The following is an 18,541-nucleotide window of genomic DNA, read 5'->3' on the forward strand; positions in this document are numbered from 1 at the left end:
GTGCGATGACAAGCAAACGCCTCGGCAAACTCTTCGCCAAACACGGTGTGGCCCGCTCATTTAACCGGCCTCACACCAGCAACGACAATCCGCATACCGAGTCGGTGTTCCACACCATGAAAGGCAGGACCTACTACCCGAAAACGTTTGCCACACTCGGCCACGCCAAAAACTGGCTCAACGAATGGGTGCCGGTCTATAACGCCACTCCCCACAGTGGAATCAACTACTACCCGCCACAAGCAGTCCTCGACGGCACCTGGGACAAACTGCAACACCAACGCGAGGAGGGGATGCGAAACGCGCTACGCGAAGGCATCATCACTCAACTTCCGAACACCGCAGCTGGCACAGGCATTCCGGCAGAAGTCAGCATCATCCGCACCACTACCCAAACCGCCCCGCCCCCACAACCCATCACGATCTAACACCCAACCACGTTCACAACCACTTGACATAAAGCGTTCCGCCAGACCCCCTCGGCGTTTCCCCTGGTCGTCAACACCACGAGAGGGAATTTGGTGCACTCCCCCTCACCCCAGTGCCAAAGGACGCAACCCCCTTTTCACGACCTGGGCTTTTATCCCCTCCCCCAACAGGAATTGCGTCCTTTGGCACTGGCACCCCCGATGGGACGCCACATTCCCTCCCGCGCCCTAACTGACCTGGTCTTTTCCAAACCCGCCTGTCAGAAACCAGGAATCTGGTGCGCGCCCCCTAGGCTTCTAGCCCAAGCGCATAAAAAATGGGCGACCCACATGGGTCGCCCACATCTATCGGTGAGATGCTTCTTAGAAAGGAAGCGCGTCGCGCACTGCTGGTGGCAGCATCGGTGCAACCTGTGGCAGGGCCACTGCGATCAGGGCGATCAGCGCGAGAACGGAGCCACCAGCTACGGCACCGATGCCGTAGTTGTTCAGCTTGCCGTCAATGGAGCTGAGGGTGGACTCGATCTTGGAGCTGGATGGGGAGAGGTTCTTGCCAGCTGCGCAAGCGCGAAGTGCTGGGGCGGTGGCGTTCAGGGTGGCGAGCTTTGCGTCGATCTCCTTGAACTTCTTGTCGGCGTCTTCCTGCTTGATCTTCTTGTCCTTGAGCTGTGCCTCGACCTCAGCGCGCTCCTTGACCAGTTTGGCCGAAGCCTCGATGTCCTTCTTTAGCTGTGCGTCAGCCTCAGCCTTGGTGAATTCCTTCGTTTCGGCCTTGTCGCCTTCCTTGGCAACCGGGTAGGTGATCTTGCACTTGGTCTCCTGTGGCTGGTTGTCAGCTGCCTGTGCTGGAGCGGCCAGGCCACCAGCGATGACTGCCGAAGCAACTGCGGCGGTGATGATCTTCTTCATGTTGAACCTCTTTTCAGGGGTAAGAATTAAGGGGCTTTAGGTGAACTACCTAGCTCGAAAATATATTGAATCCCCACTATTCGGGAAATAGTTTTTCGATAAATGTTTGGAGTTGCTCCCTAAATACCCCCGAAATAGGTGCGCCTAGAACGGCAGCTTCGGTGCCATTTCTGGGAATACCACGGTCACGAGTGCGGCCGCGCCGAGCGCTACTGCGAGGAAGATCCCGGCGAGTGGGCCAGCGACGCTGAGCCAATCGCGCATCTCTGCTGGGCTCACATCTTTAATGCTACTTCCTTCGCTGTTGCCGATTGACCCGGTCTGCTTTGGTCCAGTCTGCTTTGGACGTGGGCTTCGGACTACTCTCCCCTTGTAGTCCTCGCGCTGAGAGCAGGCTTTCAGGGCAGGCTCGAAAGCGCGAAGGAACTTGAGCTGGGAGTTGAGCTGTTTAAGTTGTTGTTCGTCGGCTGTGCCGTTGGTGGTGGCGTCGAGTAGTTCTGAGCGCTGCTTGGTGAGTGCGGCGACCTCCTGATCGAGGAGTGTCAGCTTGTCCGATGCTTCTTGCGGCGTTACCAGCGCGAATGCCTCGCGCAACCCGGCCTCCGAAAGTGCTTTCTTGGGTGCGATGGTGCTTGCTTTGAGGCTGGGAAGCTCGTCGTCGAACAGGGTGAACGCGCAGGTACCGTTCTGGTACTTAGCGTTGGCGGCGTTTGCCGGTGTGGCGGTGGTAGCCAGCATGGCTACTGCGGTTATGGAAGCAACGATTCGCTTCATGTGGTGTCCTTTACTGTCGGGGAACCTGGCGGTTCACATGGTTAAACTCAACACAGAGTCAGCTGTGAAGAAAGTGTGTAAAGTATAGCCTAAATTGAGAAAGGTTTATGTTTTATTGAGCACGCGACTGCGCTCGCCACGCTCCCGCACTACCGACGAGGAAGGCTTCGCATTTCCCACTCACTTTCCGACGCCCGCGTCCCCCCGATTCCGCAATCGCCCCGATGCCGTATTCCTTAATCTGCCCTAGCAGTAAAAGAACCTGACGGTTCAGGTTCTTAGAGAGTTTGACTAGCTAGGCGTGGGTTAGTATTTCGATATGCTTACCCGCTTTGAAGTTGATGGGTTTAAGAACCTGCGCAACCTAGCTATCGACCTCGGCCCTTACACGTGTGTCGCCGGGGCGAATGCGATTGGTAAATCTAATCTTTTCGACGCCCTCCAGTTCCTAGCGCTCACTGGGTCGCGGACGTTGAATGAGGCTGCCATCAAGATCCGGGGCAATGGGGGCGACGTGCGCGATATTTTCGCGCCGGGTGGCAAGATGTCGTTTGCTGCGGAGATGATTACGGAGAAGGAATTTGAGGATTCCTTCGGCAAGTCGATTACTGCTGATCAGACGTATCTCCGGTATGAGGTTGATCTTGAGCTGCGGGACGTGACTGTTGGCAACAATAGGAACGTTTCCAGCATTGTTGTTACGCGTGAGGAGCTGAAACCGCTTACGAAGGCGGATGCTCGAGAGAAGCTGGGTTGGGCAAAGAAAAGCTTTGTTGAGTCTGCGATCATGGGCGGACGTCGAAAAGCGTTTATTGAGACGAGTGAGCAGGAACGACAAATCCATGTGCGGCATGGAAGTCAGGGAAGGCCGTCGTTGGTGTCGCTGAGCGGGGATGCGCCGGCCCGTACTGCGCTGTCGGTGTATGGGCAGCAGGACCAGTATCCGGTGATTATGGCGGCGCGCCGGGAGCTGGATGCGTGGATGTACCTTTCCCTTGAGCCGAGTGCCATGCGCGCGCCGAGCGAGGCGTTGGCTCCCGACTTTATTAGTGCGAAGGGCGGGAACCTGCCGAAGACGTTGGATCGTCTTGTGGGGCAGTCGCCGGATCATGATGTGCTTGCGGAGCTTGCTGATGTCGTCGGAGATCTTGTCGATGTACGCAGCGTTACGGTGGACTTTGACGAGGCACGCCAGGTGTTTACGCTGCAGGCGCAGGTCGGTAATGGCGGTGTGGTGTCTGCCCGTTCTCTTTCTGACGGGACGCTGCGCTTCCTGGTCCTAGGCACGATCTTGCTTGACTCCGGTGGGAGCCGCCTGATCTGCTTCGAAGAGCCCGAGAACGGCATTCACCCGTTAAAGATCCAGGCGATGTATTGGCTGTTGCACAATTTGAGTGTGGATCCTGAGGAAGCAATTGGGGCGGAGAATCCGCTTCGTCAGGTCATCGTGAATACCCATTCACCAGCATTTTTAGCGCTGCACAAGGACAATTTTGACGAGCTGTTGCTGGGGTCGAAGGATCCGATGAATGGCTCGCTGGTCCTCACCCCGGTGGTGGCGGAGGGGAGCTGGAGGAAGTCGAAGGTGAAGGCTTCGGCTGCGAACGTTGAGGAGCTTCTTCGCGAGTCGTTTCCGGAGCTCAACTTCCGGGAGTTCTTCGCGGTAGAAGATGAGGGGGATCAATGAGTAGACCACTGTACTGTTTGCTCGTTCGCGAGGGTACCAGCGACGATGGCTTGATGAGCCCGCTCAAGGCGCTCCTCATCGATCTCGGATTCGGGGCTGACTCCCAAATTGTTGCTCAGCCTTTCGCGGGGTCGAAGCGCACGGCTGATGTCCTTCAGCTCATCATGGATCAGGGTCAAACGCCTGACATTGTTTTTGTTCATCGGGATGCAGACAATGACGGCTATGAGCGCCGTGCGCTTGAAGTCCACCAGGCGTCCGAAGAGGTCAGCCCGGAGTTCGCGGTTGTTCCCGTTGTGCCGGTGAAAATGACTGAGGCGTGGGTGCTCCACGCACTGCACAGTCCGCAGTATCAGGCACAGCTGGGGATCAACATTCCTGCGAAGGATCTGCCAGCCAGGAAAACTATCCCGAATATCGCGGCGAAGGATCGGCTAAAACAGCTTCACGACGCCCACTTCGCCACCCGCGGGCGCCGAAAGCGAAAGCATGATTCCCGCTTCACGACGGACCGGTCCCGTTGGGTGGAGGCACTTACCGATGTGAGCTTCTTGGAGGGGTGCGAGTCCTTCGAACGCGTGCGTGATGAGATCCTCAGCGCACAAACAGGCCTCTAGCCTCACTCACTCCCTCCCGATGGGACACCACATTCCCGTTTTCCGCCAGACCCCCTCGGCGTTTCCCCAGTTCGCCAACTCCACGAGGGGGAATTTGGTGCGCTCCCCCTCACCCCAGTGCCAAAGGACGCAACCCCTTCTTCGTGACCTGGGCTTTTACTCCCTCTTCAAACAGGAATTGCGTCCTTTGGCACTCGCCCCCCAAAAAATTAGATCTCGAACCCCTGCCGCCGCGCGACATCCAGGGACCCGTCCTGCGGCACGGCGTGCGTCGGCAACCCCTGCGCGGACTTGGCGGAAGAAGTTGTCGGACCTGCGGTTGGCGTCTCGGAGGTCGTAGTAGGTGGTCATCTCCTGGTCGTACTCCCCCAGCGCCTCGGACCAGCTCGCGGGGGCCTGGTAGGCGTTTTCCATGACGCGAAGCCGCGCCGGGATGCGTGGTTTGAGTTGTGGGTCTTGGGCGGGCCAGCCCAGGGTCAGCCCGACGACCGGGAAGGTAAAGCGTGGCAGTTCCAGCAGGTCAACGACGGCTTGGAGGTCGTTGTGGATGTTGCCGAGGTAGTTGGCGCCCATCCCGAGCGACTCCGCCGCGTTGACGACGTTTTGGGCCATGAGGCAGGCGTCGGTAAATCCTTCGACGAAGGGGCGGGTGTGCCCGGCGGCTGAGGGGTCCTCCAAGAGTGCGGCGTTGCGCGCGGTGTCGACGATGAAGAGCAGGTAGACGGGCGCGCGCCCGACGTATTCCTGCTGCCCGATCTCTGCCAGCCTTCGCTGCAGGTCGGCGTCGGTGACGTGGATGATGCTGGCTTGCTGCAGGCCGCGCGAGCTCGCTGTGCGCATCGCGACCTCGAACAGCTGGTCCAGCACCTCCTTATCGACGCCCCTCCGCTCAAACTCGCGGATCGTCCTGTGCCGTAGCTGGTGTTCGATGGTGTGGTTCATGCCCACACGGTACTTGAAATCGGCTACCCGAGCTCCTCCCGCAGCACATCGCGCACGATTTCGGCGACGTGCTGCGCCTGGGTGCCGGTGCCCTGCTCGACTTGGGTGCGGCAGGAGAAGCCGTCGGCGACGACGGGGCCGTCGTGCTCCCTCACGCGCGGGAACAGTTCGCGTTCTCCCAGCTCCAGCGACATTTCGGCGTGGCCGTCTTCGAAGCCCCAGTTGCCGGCGAGACCGCAGCACCCGGTCTGGATTTGTTCTTCGTCGTAGCCGAGCGCCGCCAGGATCAGGGAGGACTGCTGCGGGTCGCCGAGTGACTTCTCGTGGCAGTGCACTTGGGTGAGGATGCTGCCGCTGTGCTTGCGTACCTTGCCCTCGGCGACGAGCGCCTGGATCTTCGGGGCGACGATTTCGGCGAAGGTGTGGGTGGCTTCGGCGAGTTCGCGTACGGCGGGGTCGGCGGTTTGGGTGGTGGCGTCGTGTTGCAGCATGACGGTGCACGACGGCTCCAGCGCGACAACCTGCAGCCCTTGGTCCAGGTACGGCTTGAGCACATGCGCGGAGTGTTCGAGCACGCGCCGCGTCATCGCGAGTTGGCCGGTGGAGTGCCAGGTCAGGCCGCAGCAGACGAAGCCTTCGGGGATGATGACTTCGTAGCCGAGCATTTCCAGCGTTTCGACGGCCGCTCGCGCCGGGCCGGTGTTGAGCTTGTTGTTGAAGCTGTCGGGCCACAGCACGATCCGCTCACGCGAACCAGCAGCACCGCCATCAGCACCCGAACGCTTCCGCGCCCACTTCTGCAGTGACTCCGGGGCGAAGCTGATGAGCGGCCGCCCGGTGTCAACGCCGCCGAGTTTCGCCACCGCCGTCGATACGACGGGGGCGTGGAGGGCCCAGTTCGTGATGCGTGGCACGAGCGGGAGTTTGTGGGCGATGTGGCTGAGGATTGGCAGCCAGCCCATGAGGTAGTGGACGCGTGGGCGGACGCGGCCGGCGTAGTGGTCGTTGAGGAACTCTGCTTTGTAGGTGGCCATGTCCACGTTGACCGGGCACTCGGAGGCGCACGCTTTGCAGGAAAGGCACAGGTCGAGCGCAGACTCGGCGTCGTCACCTGTGATGGTTTCGCCGCGGAAGAGTTCGGAGAGGATGCGGGCGCGGCCGCGGGTGGAGTGGATTTCGTCGTGGGTGATTTGGAAGGAGGGGCACATGGCGCCGTCCATGGAGCGGCAGGCGGAGACGCCGACGCAGCGGTTGACGGCGTCGGTGAAGCTGCCGTTGTCGCGTGGGAAGAGTTGGACGGGTGTGATTTCGTGGGCGCGTTGGGCGGGTTCCATGCGGAGGCCGTCGGTGACGGCGTCGGCCCAGACGAGGACGCCGGGGTTCATGATGCGCTGTGGGTCGAAGAGCAGTTTGAACTCTTCGAAGATGGCGCGCATTTCGGGGCTGTACATGGTGTGCAGCAGGGATGAGCGTGCGCGGCCGTCGCCGTGTTCGCCGGACAGGGACCCGCCGTGCTTGGTGACGAGTGTGGCGGCGTCATTCATGAAGTTGTTGAAGTTGGTGATGCCCTCTGTTGAGTGGAAGTCAAAACTGATGCGGACGTGGACGCAGCCTTCGCCGAAGTGGCCGAATGGGATGCCGCGGTAGCCGTAGGTGTCCATGAGGTCGTAGAGTCCGCGCAGGTAGCTGGCCAGGTTTTCGGGTGGTACGGCGGAGTCTTCCCAGTTGGGCCAGGCTTCGCCGCCGTCGGGGAGGCGGGTGACGGTGCCTGCGGAGGCTTCGCGGATGCGCCAGAGTGCGCGGGCTTCGGCGTGGTCGCTGACCACGACGGCTCCGGTGTGTTCGACGGTGGTGGTGAGCGCTTCGGCGGCGGCGATGGCTTCCTCGAGGGTGTCGCCTTCGGTTTCGCAGTAGAGCCAGCCGCCGGCGTGGGGTTGGCCGGGGAGGTTTTCGCCGGCGTGTTCTTGCCCGTTTTTGCTGCGTAGCGCGTCGAGGAGGTCACCGCCCATGCCTTCGATGGTGGCCACACCGGGTTGGCGCAGTTTGGGGGCGGCGTCGGCGGCGGCGAAGACGTCCGCGAAAGACAGCACGGCCAGTGCGGTGTGCTTCGGCTTATCGACGAGCCTCACGGTCATCCGCGTAATCACCCCGAGGGTGCCTTCGGACCCGGCGATGGCTTTGGCCATGTCGGTGCCCAGGTAGTGCAGTCCATATCCGGAGACTTGGCGGGGGAAGCGCCCGAGTTCCCGCTGGATCAGTTCCTGGTTTTCGGTGTAGAGGGCGGAGAGGGCGTCGTGAAGTTGGGGATCATCGCAGCCGTCCGTGTTGAAGGTGACTTCCCTGCCGTCGGCAAGTGCGAGTGTGATGTCGACGAGGTTGTCGGCGGAGGTGCCGTAGGCGACGGAGTGTGAGCCGCACGCGTTGTTGGCCACCATTCCGCCAATGGTGCATCGGGAATGGGTGGAGGGGTCGGGGCCGTAGGTCAGGCCGTGGGGTGCGGCGGCGTCGCGGAGTTGGTCGCAGATGACGCCGGGTTCCACGGTGGCCGTTTTGGCCTCGAGGTCGATGTTGAGGATGCGGTTGAAGTAGCGGGAGGTGTCGATGACGAGGCCGTCGCCGATGGCGTTGCCCGCCACGGAGGATCCACCACCACGCCCCACGATGGACCAGCCGCGTTCGCGTGCGTAGGCGATGCCGTCGAGTACGTCTTGTGCGCTGCTGGGTTCGAGTACTGCGGCCGGGACGCGTCGGAAGAGTGATGCGTCAGAGGAGTAGGCGGCCCGGGTTGGCATGTCTTTGCGGAGCTTGGCCCGGATGGCGTGTGGCGTGGTGTTCATGCGTGTCCTCTATTATTCTGCGCTGTTTTCGTCCCGAGCATCGTCGCGGTGCTCGCGGAACTGCACTTCTTTGTCGCGTTGGCGTTGTTCGCGTTGTGCTCGGAGCGCTTCGGGGCGGTAGCCGAGTACGAATGCGGATACTGCACAAAGTGTAGCTGCGCCGAAGACCCACGGCGCGAGCGTCGCTTTGGCGCCGGTGATGGTGTCGCCACTGCCGGTGACGAGTCCGACCGCCTGAATGCCGACGAGTGCGAGCCCGCCGAGGAGGAATGCGGCGAGGAAAACGTAGAACAGGATGGAGAAGAGCTTGAAGATTGGGTTCATGGTGTTACGCTCCTGGTACGTAGACGGGGACCAGTCCCATGCCGACGAGCCACGCCAGCAGGATCATCGGCAGGACGAAGTAGATGATGAGCGGGATGAACATCTTGGTCGGGTTGGCTTCCGCCATCGCGGCCGAGAGATAGATCGGCGCGCCCACGGGTGGCGACGCCCCCTCCGTCGAGGTGCATAGCAGGGTGACGACGATCGCCACCGTCGGGTCGATGCCCACCGCGGTGAGCGCCGCGACTGCCGGGGCGCCGATGGCGGCTGCCGTCGCGGTGGAGGACAGCGGGGTTGCCACGATGACGGCGAGCACGCCGACGACGAGGATCATGACCCACTTCGGCAGGTCCATTGCCCCGAGCGTGTTGGAGAGCTGGTCGCCAACGCCGAGTTCCTCCATGATGGACGCGGCCGCGAGCGCTGCGAACAGCGAGATGCCCACGGTGGCGAAGCTCGGCAGGTCGCGGACGATCTGTGCCCTGAACTGGGCGTTGTTGCGGCGGATGCGGCCCGCGCCCTCGATGAGGGCGATGAGCGTGATCAGTACCGGCACCCACACGATGATGGAGATGGCCTTGATGCCGTCCTCGCCGACGCCGGTGGAGTTTTTGAACCAGTTGGCCAGCGGGCCGATGGTGAGCAGCACCGGGATGATGATGCCGAGGAAGATTGACGGCGAGCGCCACCCCTGCGCCCACGCCTGCCCGAACGGCACGATTTGGTCCTTGGGAGTCTTGGGGATGCGGTCTTTCTTGGTCCAGAAGAACACGACTGCCAGGCGGTACAGCACCGCGTATGCGCCGGCGCAGGCCAGCGCCACGTACACCTGGCTTGCCGACGACGCCGCAGCCGCCGGCATCGCCAGAATGATGAACATGGTGGAGTTCGGCGGCAGCGCCACGCCCAGGCCGGAGTTACCGGCGACGAGGGTCGCTGCCCTATTGGAGGAGAACCCTGTCTGCTTCATCCACGGGATGGTCACGGAGCCGACCGTGGCGGAGTTGCCAGCGGTTGAGCCCGCGATGAGCCCCATCATTGCCGAGGCCAGGGTGGACACGTAGCCCGCCCCACCGCGCAGCCGGCCGAAGATCGAGTTCAGGATGGTAATCAGCCTGTCAATCAAGCCCGTCGACTGCACAATGATCCCCATGAACACGAACGCCATACCAGCGAACGTGACCTCCGAGGAGACGGCCTTTTTAATTCCCAGCCACAGCAGCTCTGGCGCCCTCGTTCCGCCGACGAGCGCCACGCCGACCAGGCCGATCAGCAGCGCTTCTGCAATATTGCGCTTTAGCAAAACATTGAACACAACCGTGATCGCGATGAACACTATCAACGCAACGATGCCCATGTTCACTCCCTTCAACTCCAAATGGTGACGCGGCACACATTACGCGCTGGATGTTGTCGGGCCTATACGCTCAAACTAATTATCGACGCCACCCCTCCCCCATCAACGCAAAAACCCGGGCGGGTGCGTTGTTGCACCCGCCCGGGTTTGACCCCCAGTAGCGGTAATCCTTACTTCGCCGGGACGTTGACCGTTGCCAGGTCAGTGCCGTCCGGGTTATCGATGCTGACTTCCCACTGCAGTGCGCCGTTGTCCTCGTCGAGCTCCGCGGAATCCAGGATGCCGTCGTGCTGGTTGAGGGCGTCCTTGATGGCGTCCTCAATCGCCACGGTTGCCTGGCCCGCCTTCGCGACGTCCTCAGCGTCCTGCTCGGACTCCTGCTGCATGACGTGGTTGCCGTCGACATGCAGCTCAATGATCTGGTCGTCTTTGGCGACCTTGACCTCGAAAGCGTTGGTGTTGTTCTCGCGGTCGATGGAGATGACGGTGCCGAATGGGCGTGCCGCCTCAATCGCGTCGTACGCGGCGTCGTTGGTGGCCTCACCCGTGCTTTCCGACGCTGCCGCCGTCGTCGCCGTGGTCGCCACCGTGGTCTCCGGGGCCTCCGTCACGGTCTTTGTTGCTGGCGCCTCAGTGCCGCCGTTCGAGCAGCCAGCGAGCAGTGCCGCTGCGGCCAGGACTGTCAGTGTGCGCTTCATGATTGCTCCTTTGTTCGAGTTCAGAAAGCCCCCACACTACACGTTTTGGAGGTAGAGTGTCGCACAACAAAGGTTCACAGACGCGGAGGAAATTCACCATGACCGATGTAGAAAAGATTGAGCGCGACACGCTCCTACCTGCATATTTCGGGGAGTTCGGTGGGCAGTATGTGCCCGAGCCGCTCTACCCGGTGCTCGATCAGCTGGAGCGCGCCTTCGTCGAGGCCCGCGAGGACAAAGCGTTTCTCGACGAGCTCTCGCGCCTCCAAGCGAAGTTCCTCGGCCGACCGACCCCGGTCTACGAGTGTGCCAACTTGCCGAGGGTTGGGTCGTCGAAAATTTTCCTGAAGCGTGAGGACCTCGCGCACGGTGGCGCACACAAGGGTAACCAGGTGCTGGCGCAGGCGCTGATTGCGAAGCGGCTGGGGAAGAACCGGCTCATCGCCGAGACCGGCGCCGGCCAGCACGGCACCGCCACCGCCATGGTTGCCGCCCTGATGGGGATGGAGTGCACGATTTACATGGGTGCGCAGGACGTTGCGCGCCAGCAGCCGAACGTGCGCCGCATGCGCCTGATGGGCGCCACCGTCGTCCCCGTCACCAATGACACCGGCGGCTCCATGTCCAACGCCATCGACATCGCGCTTAAGGACTGGGTCGACAACATTGACTCCACCCACTACGTCCTCGGTTCCGCGTGCGGCCCCCACCCCTTCCCGACCCTGGTCAAGGAGTTCCAGGCCGTCATTTCGCGCGAGTCTCGCCAGCAGATGCTGGAGGACACCGGCCGACTTCCCGACGCCGTCATCGCCGCCGTCGGCGGCGGCTCCAACGCCATCGGCGCCTTCGCCGAATACCTGAAGGACGAGCCCGGCAACGCCGACGTCAAACTCATCGGCGTCGAACCCGCCGGCGAGGGCCTGGACACCGACCGCCACGGCGCACCGCTCAACCACGGCAAGCTGGGCATCCTGCACGGCTCCCGCTCCTACATCGTCACTGGTCAGGACGGCGAAGTGTTGCCGGAGTCTTTCTCCGTCTCCGCCGGCCTGGACTACCCGGGCGTCGGCCCCGAGCACGCCTACCTCCGCGAGATCGGCCGCGCCCAGTACGTCGCCGTCACCGACGAGGACGCCCTTCAGGCCTTCCGACTCCTCTCCCGCTACGAGGGCATCATCCCCGCCCTCGAGTCCTCCCACGCCCTGGCCTACGCCCTGAAGCTCGCCGAAGTCGCCGACGCCGACGGCCACGAACTCAACCTGCTGGTCAACCTCTCCGGCCGTGGCGACAAGGACCTTGACTACGTCTACAACATCCTCGGCGACCAACTCTTCGACGACCCCGAGCAAGCCCCCATCGGCGACCTCCACATCAGCGAAGTCCTCGCCTCCATGACCAGCTCCTCCAACGAACGCGAGGCAGGCCACACCGTCGCCCACTAGTTATTGGGTTCTTGAGGGCCCCTCGTGGGGCCCTTTTTTCTTCCCGCGCCTGCCTGTGTGCTGCCTGTGCATTCCCCGTGCACCACTTTCGCTCGTGACCTTTTGGCGACCTGTGCTTTTCCGCCCGCCCCCTCCCGAAACCCTGGAATTTGGTGCGCACTCCCTCCAGCTCGACACCAGATTCCCTCTTGGCGTTGCGGCGAACTGGGCTTTTATCAAGGCCCCCTCCCGAAATCCCGGAATTTGGTGCGCGCCTCCTCACAGCAGTGCCAAAGGACGCAATTCCATCTGCCAGATCCGGCAAAAGCCCAGGTCGCGAAAAGTTGGTTGCGTCCTTTGGCACTCACTCGGTTGGGGGGACACCACATTCCCTCCCGCCCAACCTGCGACCTGGTCTTTTGCCCAGGCGCCCTCCCGAAATCCTGGAATCTGGTGCGCCCTCCCTCACCAACGCAAAAACCCGCACCCCGGCCATAAAGACCAAGGGGTGCGGGCTCAAACCCATTTGCAATTATGCCCGTGGAAGGACTGCGAGCGGTAGCACGTCGATGCCGGTGGCAACGCCGTTGTTCTCGTCGCGGAACCACGTGCGGATTTGGTTGATCAACTGCATCATGTGGGTCCCTCCTTTCAAAGTGTGAAGGTTGTTAACCTTCTGTTCACGTTGAGGTAACTCTAGGGCCACAAAATTAGTTTGTCAACACCCACTATTGGCGTGTCGCAGGTATTTCTGGAACGAGTCCCGGTGGCCAGCACACTCATTTCCCCAGGCTTGAGGCAAAGGGCAACAACTCGTCTATAGTGGGATATGACATGAAGCCACCCAACGCCTCCATGTCAGCGCCACAAAGGTCCGGATCGTAATCGCACCGATTGCTATCCGGACCTTCCCCTTTTCCGGCTTATCGCCGACACCAGGTTTAGGCATCTCGTCTCACCCCCTTTCCCACGGAGAGGTGGCCCCAACTAGCCAGGGCAAGCCTGGATCCACCACACCAGCGGTGGAGACTCGCACCGCTAGAAAAGGGAGCGCTTCGATAAAGCGCTATTCCAAAGCTTACACAGCCGCTTTCCCGATTCTCGCCCACGGCTGAACCGCAGAAATACCCCGATCCATTCAAAGCGTGGGATTAGAAGCGTGCGATGCAGGTCGCACATTCGCACTGGCCAAGGATGATTTCTGGCGACCAGCGTCGCACTCCTTTAACACCTCGACCGGAATGAAAACCAACGAAAACCAACGAAAACACCGGAACGAAAACAACCCCAAAAACCTCAATCTACAAGAACGGGTACGGGTCCCACCCGGTGAAGTATTCGATCCGTTCGCGCGCGATCAGCAAAATGGCGGCCACCACGGCGACCAGCACGATCGCCAGGAACGCCCAGCCAATAACCCGCCGCACCCCGCTCGCCGCCGTGCCGTCTTCGGCTGGGGACAGGAAGTGGATGCTCATCGAAAACAGGGTGGGCAGCCCGGCGCCGAGCAGCATGCCTACGCCGAGGACCATGAGTAGTGATTGCAGCATTTCTGTCTCCTATTTGCCCATGTGGTTGAGGCCGTGGGTGGTGTCGACGATGTGCGCGGGTCCGGTCGGGCCGGTTTCGGGGCCTTCGGGGCCGTCGATTGGGTCCCAGTCGTCGTTGACGTTGTCGCGGTGTACGGGCTGCAGTTGCGCGCGGTAGAACATGTAGCCGCCGCCGATTGCGAGGATGACGGTGAGGAGGATGCCGCCCCAGACGAGGTCGCCTCCGATTGTCGACGCCCACTTCGCCACCCACCACGTGACGAAGGAGATGGCTGCCGCGATCGGCAGTGTGGTGATCCAGGCGAGCGCCATCCTTCCGGCGACTCCCCAGCGCACTTCACCCTTCGGGCCCGTAAGGCCTGAGCCCATGATGGATCCGGTGGCGACGTGGGTCGTCGATAGTGCCATGCCGAGGTGGGAGGAGGTCAGGATGATTGCTGCGGACGATGTTTCCGCGGCGAGGCCTTGTGGCGGGTGGATCTCGACGAGCCCTTTGCCCAGTGTGCGGATAACGCGGAACCCGCCCGAGTAGGTGCCGATGGCGATGGCCAGGGCGCACGCTGCTTGGATCCAGAAGGGCATGGTGTGGTCGGCGTCGAATTGCCCGGCGGCGACCATGGCGAGGAAGATGACGCCCATGGTTTTTTGGGCGTCGGAGGTGCCGTGCGCGAGCGCGACGAGCGACGCGGTCCCGACCTGGCCCCAGCGGAAGTAGGTGTCGCGGTGTTCGTGTTCGGCGTTGGCGGTGAGTCGGTACACCAGCCACGTCGCGACGGCCGCAATGATCCCCGCGACGAACGGCGCGAACACGGCGGGCAGGATGATCTTGTCCAGGACGCCTTCCCACACGACGCCTCCCCACCCGATTGCCGCGATCGCCGCGCCGATCAGCCCGCCGAACAGCGCGTGCGAGGATGAGGACGGGATCCCGTACAGCCAGGTGAACAGGTTCCACATGATGGCGCCGGTCAGCCCGGCGAACACCACGAGCAGCAGCTTTTCGGATTCGATGGTGTCGGTCAGGTCGAACCCGTCCAACTTCACGATGCCACTCGCTACCGTCTTGGCCACCGCCACCGACAGGAACGCCCCTATTAAATTAAGGACGCCCGCGAGCGCCACCGCCGTTTTCGGCTTGAGCGCCCCCGTCGCGATGGATGTGGCCATCGCGTTCGCCGTGTCGTGAAAACCGTTCGTGAAGTCGAAGAACAGCGCCACGGCGATAATCAGAATCAGAAGGATAGTGATACTCACAACGTCGAATTATTCCCCTCTCCAGCGCGGAATGAAACTCTTTTCCACTTTTTACCTTTTGTTCACCTCTCACCAGGCCTTTTCCCAGATTGTCCGCCCGTTGTTCACCTTCTGGGGCTGGTATGGGGGTGTGTTCGTGTTAGAGTCTGTGCCAATGAGGACACGCCGAGGTTGGGGAGGTGTACCGTGAACGATTCCGCTGCGTACGTTCCTTTTCCGACGTTTGCTGAGTGGTCCAACCAGGCGAATGGGCATGGGGCGTTTGAGCGACTTGCTGCCGAGTTTCGGCGTTTCGGGGCGGAGCAGCGTGCTCGCTATTCGCGTGAGTCGACGCGCTTTGCTGCCGTCGATACGAATGCGATTGAGGGGGTGTTTCGTTCGGATCGTGGTTTTACGTATTCCGTGGCGAAGCAGGCGCATGGTTGGGAATCGGCGATGGAGGAGCGCGGTGTCCATGCGCGGCCGTCGTTTGAAGCGGCGATGGACGGCTACAACTTGGCGCTTGATGTGGCTACGGGCCGCTGGCCGTTGACGGAGGCGTTGATCCGTCGCCTGCACGAAACGATCATGGCGAGCCAGGACGAGTATGAGGTCAGGGTGCTGGTTGCTGGTGAGCTTCGTCGCCAGAAGCAGCCACTGCAGCGTGGCGTGTATAAGTCCCAGCAGAATTCCCCGGTGCGTCCGGATGGTTCGCAGCACGTGTATGCGTCGCCGGAGGAGACGCCGAGTGAGATGCGGCGCCTGGTGGAGCAGTGCCGTTTGGATGAGTTTGTGGCGGCGCATCCGGTGGTGCAGGCGTCGTATGTGCATTATGCGTTTGTATGCGTGCACCCGTTTGCTGATGGCAATGGGCGTGTGGCGCGGGCGTTGTCGTCAGTGTTTTTGTACCGGGATCCGGGTATCCCCCTCGTCATTTTCGACGACCAAAAGCACCACTACTACGACGCCCTCGAGAGCGCCGATGCGGGTGTGTTCCGCCCGTTCATCGATTTCATTGAGCAGCGGGCGATTGACACGATGAACGTCGCGATGGTCGAACTCGGCGGCACAAATGACGTCGATTCCGCCCTCGCCGACCTCGGCGATACCTCCGCACTCCGTCTGGCGGACATGGTGTTCACGGAGCTCGAGCGCCAGTTCGGTGCACTCCAGCACCCTCTTTTCGACGCCACCATCGCCCGTACCTGCACCACTCCAACCTGCGCCGATACCGGCTACCTCCCCGTCATTGCCGACGCCGACGGCTTTTCCTTCTCCCTCACGCCGACCTCATCTTCCGGCTCCCAAGTGACCGCGAACTTCAGCGTGTTTGCCAATCTGCAGGCTACCGATCGTCCCGAATACATCGTGGCTTGTACGTATGCGCAGCCATCTGGTCGTCCTGGTCCACGGAACCTGGAAGTGTTTCGTCGCGAGCTCACCCCGGACATCAGCCTGAGCCTGACTGCCCGCATCCGCGCCTGGTCGGCAGCCGTACTCGCCGACGCGGTGCGGGCGTTCACACCCGAAAGCTAGAACGGCAGGTGTTGTTTAATTTCCTTCGGTAGCTGGTCTTTGAGCGCAAAGAATAGTCCACCCAGGAGAGCGAACAGCGTTACGGCGACCGTTGCCACGATTCCCGCTGTGCTCATCGAAGAGCCCTCTTTTGTCGGCGCTGGAACCGGCGTGTTTGGTTTCGGCTTAGCTGGCTGATCTACGGGTGATGTTCCTGTCACAGTTACCGCAGACGGCGTGGGGCTTGTGGTCTCTGAGTTCTTCGTGGGTGCCGGTTTCTGGGCTGCCGTTACGGTATTTGAACTAACCGGTGCAGCTGTGGTTGTTGTAGCGCGCGTTGGCGTCGCGGATGTCGTGGTGGATTTCTTAGACGTCGTCGTCGGCACTACCAGAGTTGGCTGAGACTTTGTTGCCGCAGTGGTGGTTGGCGCAACCGTTGGAGTTGTCGTGGCTGCTGGTGGTACTTGCTTAGTCGTCAGCGAAGACTTTGGTGTCGCCGTCGTTGGCGTCGGAGTCGGCTTACTCGTGTGCACGGGCGTCGACGCTTCGGTGGTGGGCTCTGGTGCTTCTGGTGTCTCTTCTGCTACGAGAGACTTGAGCGGCTGTACCTCGAGGGTGCCAGTGATGACGTCGCGCGAACCATCGTTGTAGATGACTTCAGAGGTGATGGGTACCTTGAACGTCTCAGGGTAGATTTTCCCTCCAGTAAGGCGCAGGTACATAGCAAACATGCCGAATTCGTTGCTGTAGGTTTCGTATTCCAGCGGGTACGGTGCATCGAATTTCAGGACGTTGATTTCCGAAACATCTGGTCCAGCAGCAATTACGTGGGTCCAGTAGGTGTTCTTGGGACCTACGCTGTACGCAGGGACAGTGGTGATTTTCGGGTCGTACAAGTCGGCCATCGACATTTGAGGCTCGTCACTTTCGATGAGCCACGCTGCAGGATGCAGAGTCTGCTTGCTCTGCACCTGAGTCGTTTTTCCGTCGTGGAACGTAACATCCCAGGAGAGATCAACCGTAATGGTCTCTGGGTATCGGCGATCGCCGTCCAGCCACATTTCGATCTCACCAGCGTAGTTGGGTTCGTCCATGACTCTGTACTGCACGCCCTCGGCTGATGCTTCGAATTGCGCGAGCTTGACCGTCGCTACATCTGGCGATGGCCCCAAAGTGTACTGGTATATCGGGGTGGTGGTGACGTCGTAAGACTCTTCTTCGTTGACTGGGGGAACCTCGTTAGGAACCAAGCTGGGGTCCGTTTGGATCCAGAGAGTTCCATCGACGTTCGTGATTTCCCCATCGTTGAACTCCACCTCGGTTGTGATGTCTACCGAGATGCTTGCGGGGTACTCCAGATTGTCGTTTAGCCAGACATTCAAGCCAACTTCCCCGTCGCGGCCTTCGACTGCCTCATATTTGACGCCGTCTGCAGACGGCTCAAATTTCACGACGCGCGCTGACTTTACATCCGGGGAATCAGTCAAGTGAGACCAGTACTGCGGTGTCCCGTTGAGATCATTGAGTTCTTCCCAGCTGATGTACGGCACTTCGTTGGGCTTTTTCATCAGCTCCAGGACTGGGTGGATGTTGGTGGTGCCTGTGAGGCGTTTGGTGGAGCCGTCGTTGTAATAGATGATGGCTTCGACGTCGAGGGGGATGGTTTCGGGGTAGATGCGTCCGCCGGTGAGTCGAACCTTGTAGGTTCCTAGTTGGTCCTTGTTTGTGTAGTCGGTTTCTACTCCTGGTAGGTCCGTGTGGAGTTTGAGGATCTCGACGTGGTCGGTGACGTCGGCGTTGTTGGAGATCGCCCAGGTTGAGGTCCAGTCAGGTCCCGCTGTGTGGCCGAATGAGTGGATGTCTGCGTCGTAAAGATCCGCCTGGGTCAAGTGATCAAGCGCGTGGGGGTCTTTGGAAGCCTCGTCGTGTGCAACCATTACCGGAAGTGGGTGGATGTTGGTGGTGCCTGTGAGGCGTTTGGTGGAGCCGTCGTTGTAATAGATGATGGCTTCGACGTCGAGGGGGATGGTTTCGGGGTAGATGCGTCCGCCGGTGAGTCGAACCTTGTAGGTTCCTAGTTGGTCCTTGTTTGTGTAGTCGGTTTCTACTCCTGGTAGGTCCGTGTGGAGTTTGAGGATCTCGACGTGGTCGGTGACGTCGGCGTTGTTGGAGATCGCCCAGGTTGAGGTCCAGTCAGGTCCCGCTGTGTGGCCGAATGAGTGGATGTCTGCGTCGTAAAGATCCGCCTG

14 protein-coding genes and 1 pseudogene are annotated in these 18,541 nt (G+C 61.0%); 5 read left to right on the forward strand and 10 right to left on the reverse strand.

The features are described 5' to 3' along the window. Nucleotides 1-428, forward strand: a 428-nt coding sequence (locus JMN37_RS10705; RefSeq protein WP_252932150.1) for an integrase core domain-containing protein, incomplete at its 5' end; no start/stop codon positions are given. 363 nt (nucleotides 429-791) lie between these two features. On the opposite strand, the gene JMN37_RS10710 is transcribed toward JMN37_RS10705, so the two are convergent. Together JMN37_RS10710 and JMN37_RS10715 are read right to left on the reverse strand one after the other, a co-directional pair. Next, on the reverse strand, nucleotides 792-1,337 hold the full coding sequence (locus JMN37_RS10710) for a hypothetical protein (RefSeq protein ID WP_252932151.1): 546 nt from the start codon (nucleotides 1,335-1,337) through the stop codon (nucleotides 792-794). 144 nt (nucleotides 1,338-1,481) lie between these two features. Further along, nucleotides 1,482-2,111 (reverse strand): hypothetical protein, encoded by a 630-nt coding sequence (locus JMN37_RS10715; RefSeq protein ID WP_071573719.1) that lies wholly within the window; start codon nucleotides 2,109-2,111, stop codon nucleotides 1,482-1,484. 319 nt (nucleotides 2,112-2,430) lie between these two features. Between JMN37_RS10715 and JMN37_RS10720 the strand changes: the two genes are divergently transcribed. Together JMN37_RS10720 and JMN37_RS10725 are read left to right on the forward strand one after the other, a co-directional pair. Next, nucleotides 2,431-3,798: an AAA family ATPase gene (locus tag JMN37_RS10720; RefSeq protein WP_252932152.1), complete on the forward strand. Its 1,368-nt coding sequence runs from the start codon at nucleotides 2,431-2,433 to the stop codon at nucleotides 3,796-3,798. After that, nucleotides 3,795-4,415 (forward strand): hypothetical protein, encoded by a 621-nt coding sequence (locus JMN37_RS10725; RefSeq protein WP_252932153.1) that lies wholly within the window; start codon nucleotides 3,795-3,797, stop codon nucleotides 4,413-4,415. Before JMN37_RS10720 ends, JMN37_RS10725 begins: the two co-directional genes overlap by 4 nt. A gap of 156 nt (nucleotides 4,416-4,571) precedes the next feature. Here JMN37_RS10725 and JMN37_RS10730 read toward each other — a convergent pair whose 3' ends face one another. The 5 genes from JMN37_RS10730 to JMN37_RS10750 all read right to left on the reverse strand — a co-directional run bounded on the left by JMN37_RS10730 (nucleotide 4,572) and on the right by JMN37_RS10750 (nucleotide 10,573). Beyond that, a complete protein-coding gene (locus tag JMN37_RS10730) occupies nucleotides 4,572-5,357 on the reverse strand; it encodes a nitroreductase family protein (protein WP_252932154.1) in 786 nt (261 codons plus the stop codon). A gap of 23 nt (nucleotides 5,358-5,380) precedes the next feature. Continuing rightward, nucleotides 5,381-8,194: an FAD-binding and (Fe-S)-binding domain-containing protein gene (locus JMN37_RS10735; RefSeq protein ID WP_252932155.1), complete on the reverse strand. Its 2,814-nt coding sequence runs from the start codon at nucleotides 8,192-8,194 to the stop codon at nucleotides 5,381-5,383. Between the two features lie 12 nt (nucleotides 8,195-8,206). After that, complete coding sequence (locus JMN37_RS10740; RefSeq protein ID WP_252932156.1) at nucleotides 8,207-8,518, reverse strand: hypothetical protein; 312 nt, start codon at nucleotides 8,516-8,518, stop codon at nucleotides 8,207-8,209. Between the two features lie 4 nt (nucleotides 8,519-8,522). Continuing rightward, on the reverse strand, nucleotides 8,523-9,875 hold the full coding sequence (locus JMN37_RS10745; protein ID WP_252932157.1) for a TRAP transporter large permease subunit: 1,353 nt from the start codon (nucleotides 9,873-9,875) through the stop codon (nucleotides 8,523-8,525). A gap of 170 nt (nucleotides 9,876-10,045) precedes the next feature. Then, on the reverse strand, nucleotides 10,046-10,573 hold the full coding sequence (locus tag JMN37_RS10750) for a PepSY domain-containing protein (protein ID WP_071573725.1): 528 nt from the start codon (nucleotides 10,571-10,573) through the stop codon (nucleotides 10,046-10,048). A 98-nt stretch (nucleotides 10,574-10,671) separates the two neighbouring features. Here JMN37_RS10750 and trpB point away from each other — a divergent pair, with 98 nt between their 5' ends. After that, nucleotides 10,672-12,015 carry a tryptophan synthase subunit beta gene (gene trpB / locus JMN37_RS10755; protein ID WP_071573726.1) on the forward strand — a complete coding sequence of 448 codons (1,344 nt, stop codon included), beginning with the start codon at nucleotides 10,672-10,674 and terminating at the stop codon, nucleotides 12,013-12,015. 1,280 nt (nucleotides 12,016-13,295) lie between these two features. On the opposite strand, the gene JMN37_RS10760 is transcribed toward trpB, so the two are convergent. Next, nucleotides 13,296-13,544: a hypothetical protein gene (locus JMN37_RS10760; RefSeq protein ID WP_071573727.1), complete on the reverse strand. Its 249-nt coding sequence runs from the start codon at nucleotides 13,542-13,544 to the stop codon at nucleotides 13,296-13,298. Nucleotides 13,545-13,553: 9 nt separating this feature from the next. Continuing rightward, the gene (locus tag JMN37_RS10765) at nucleotides 13,554-14,798 is read right to left on the reverse strand and encodes an inorganic phosphate transporter (protein ID WP_252932158.1); all 1,245 of its coding nucleotides are present in this window, start codon (nucleotides 14,796-14,798) and stop codon (nucleotides 13,554-13,556) included. A gap of 186 nt (nucleotides 14,799-14,984) precedes the next feature. Here JMN37_RS10765 and JMN37_RS10770 point away from each other — a divergent pair, with 186 nt between their 5' ends. Continuing rightward, a complete protein-coding gene (locus tag JMN37_RS10770; RefSeq protein ID WP_071573728.1) occupies nucleotides 14,985-16,313 on the forward strand; it encodes a Fic family protein in 1,329 nt (442 codons plus the stop codon). Here the strand turns inward: JMN37_RS10770 and JMN37_RS10775 are convergent. Continuing rightward, a pseudogene (locus tag JMN37_RS10775) lies at nucleotides 16,310-18,541 on the reverse strand (hypothetical protein); the annotation flags it as partial. The gene JMN37_RS10770 and the pseudogene JMN37_RS10775 overlap by 4 nt on opposite strands.

The sequence above is a fragment of the Corynebacterium lipophilum genome, assembly GCF_024102595.1.
GTDB classification, from domain to species: domain Bacteria; phylum Actinomycetota; class Actinomycetes; order Mycobacteriales; family Mycobacteriaceae; genus Corynebacterium; species Corynebacterium pseudogenitalium.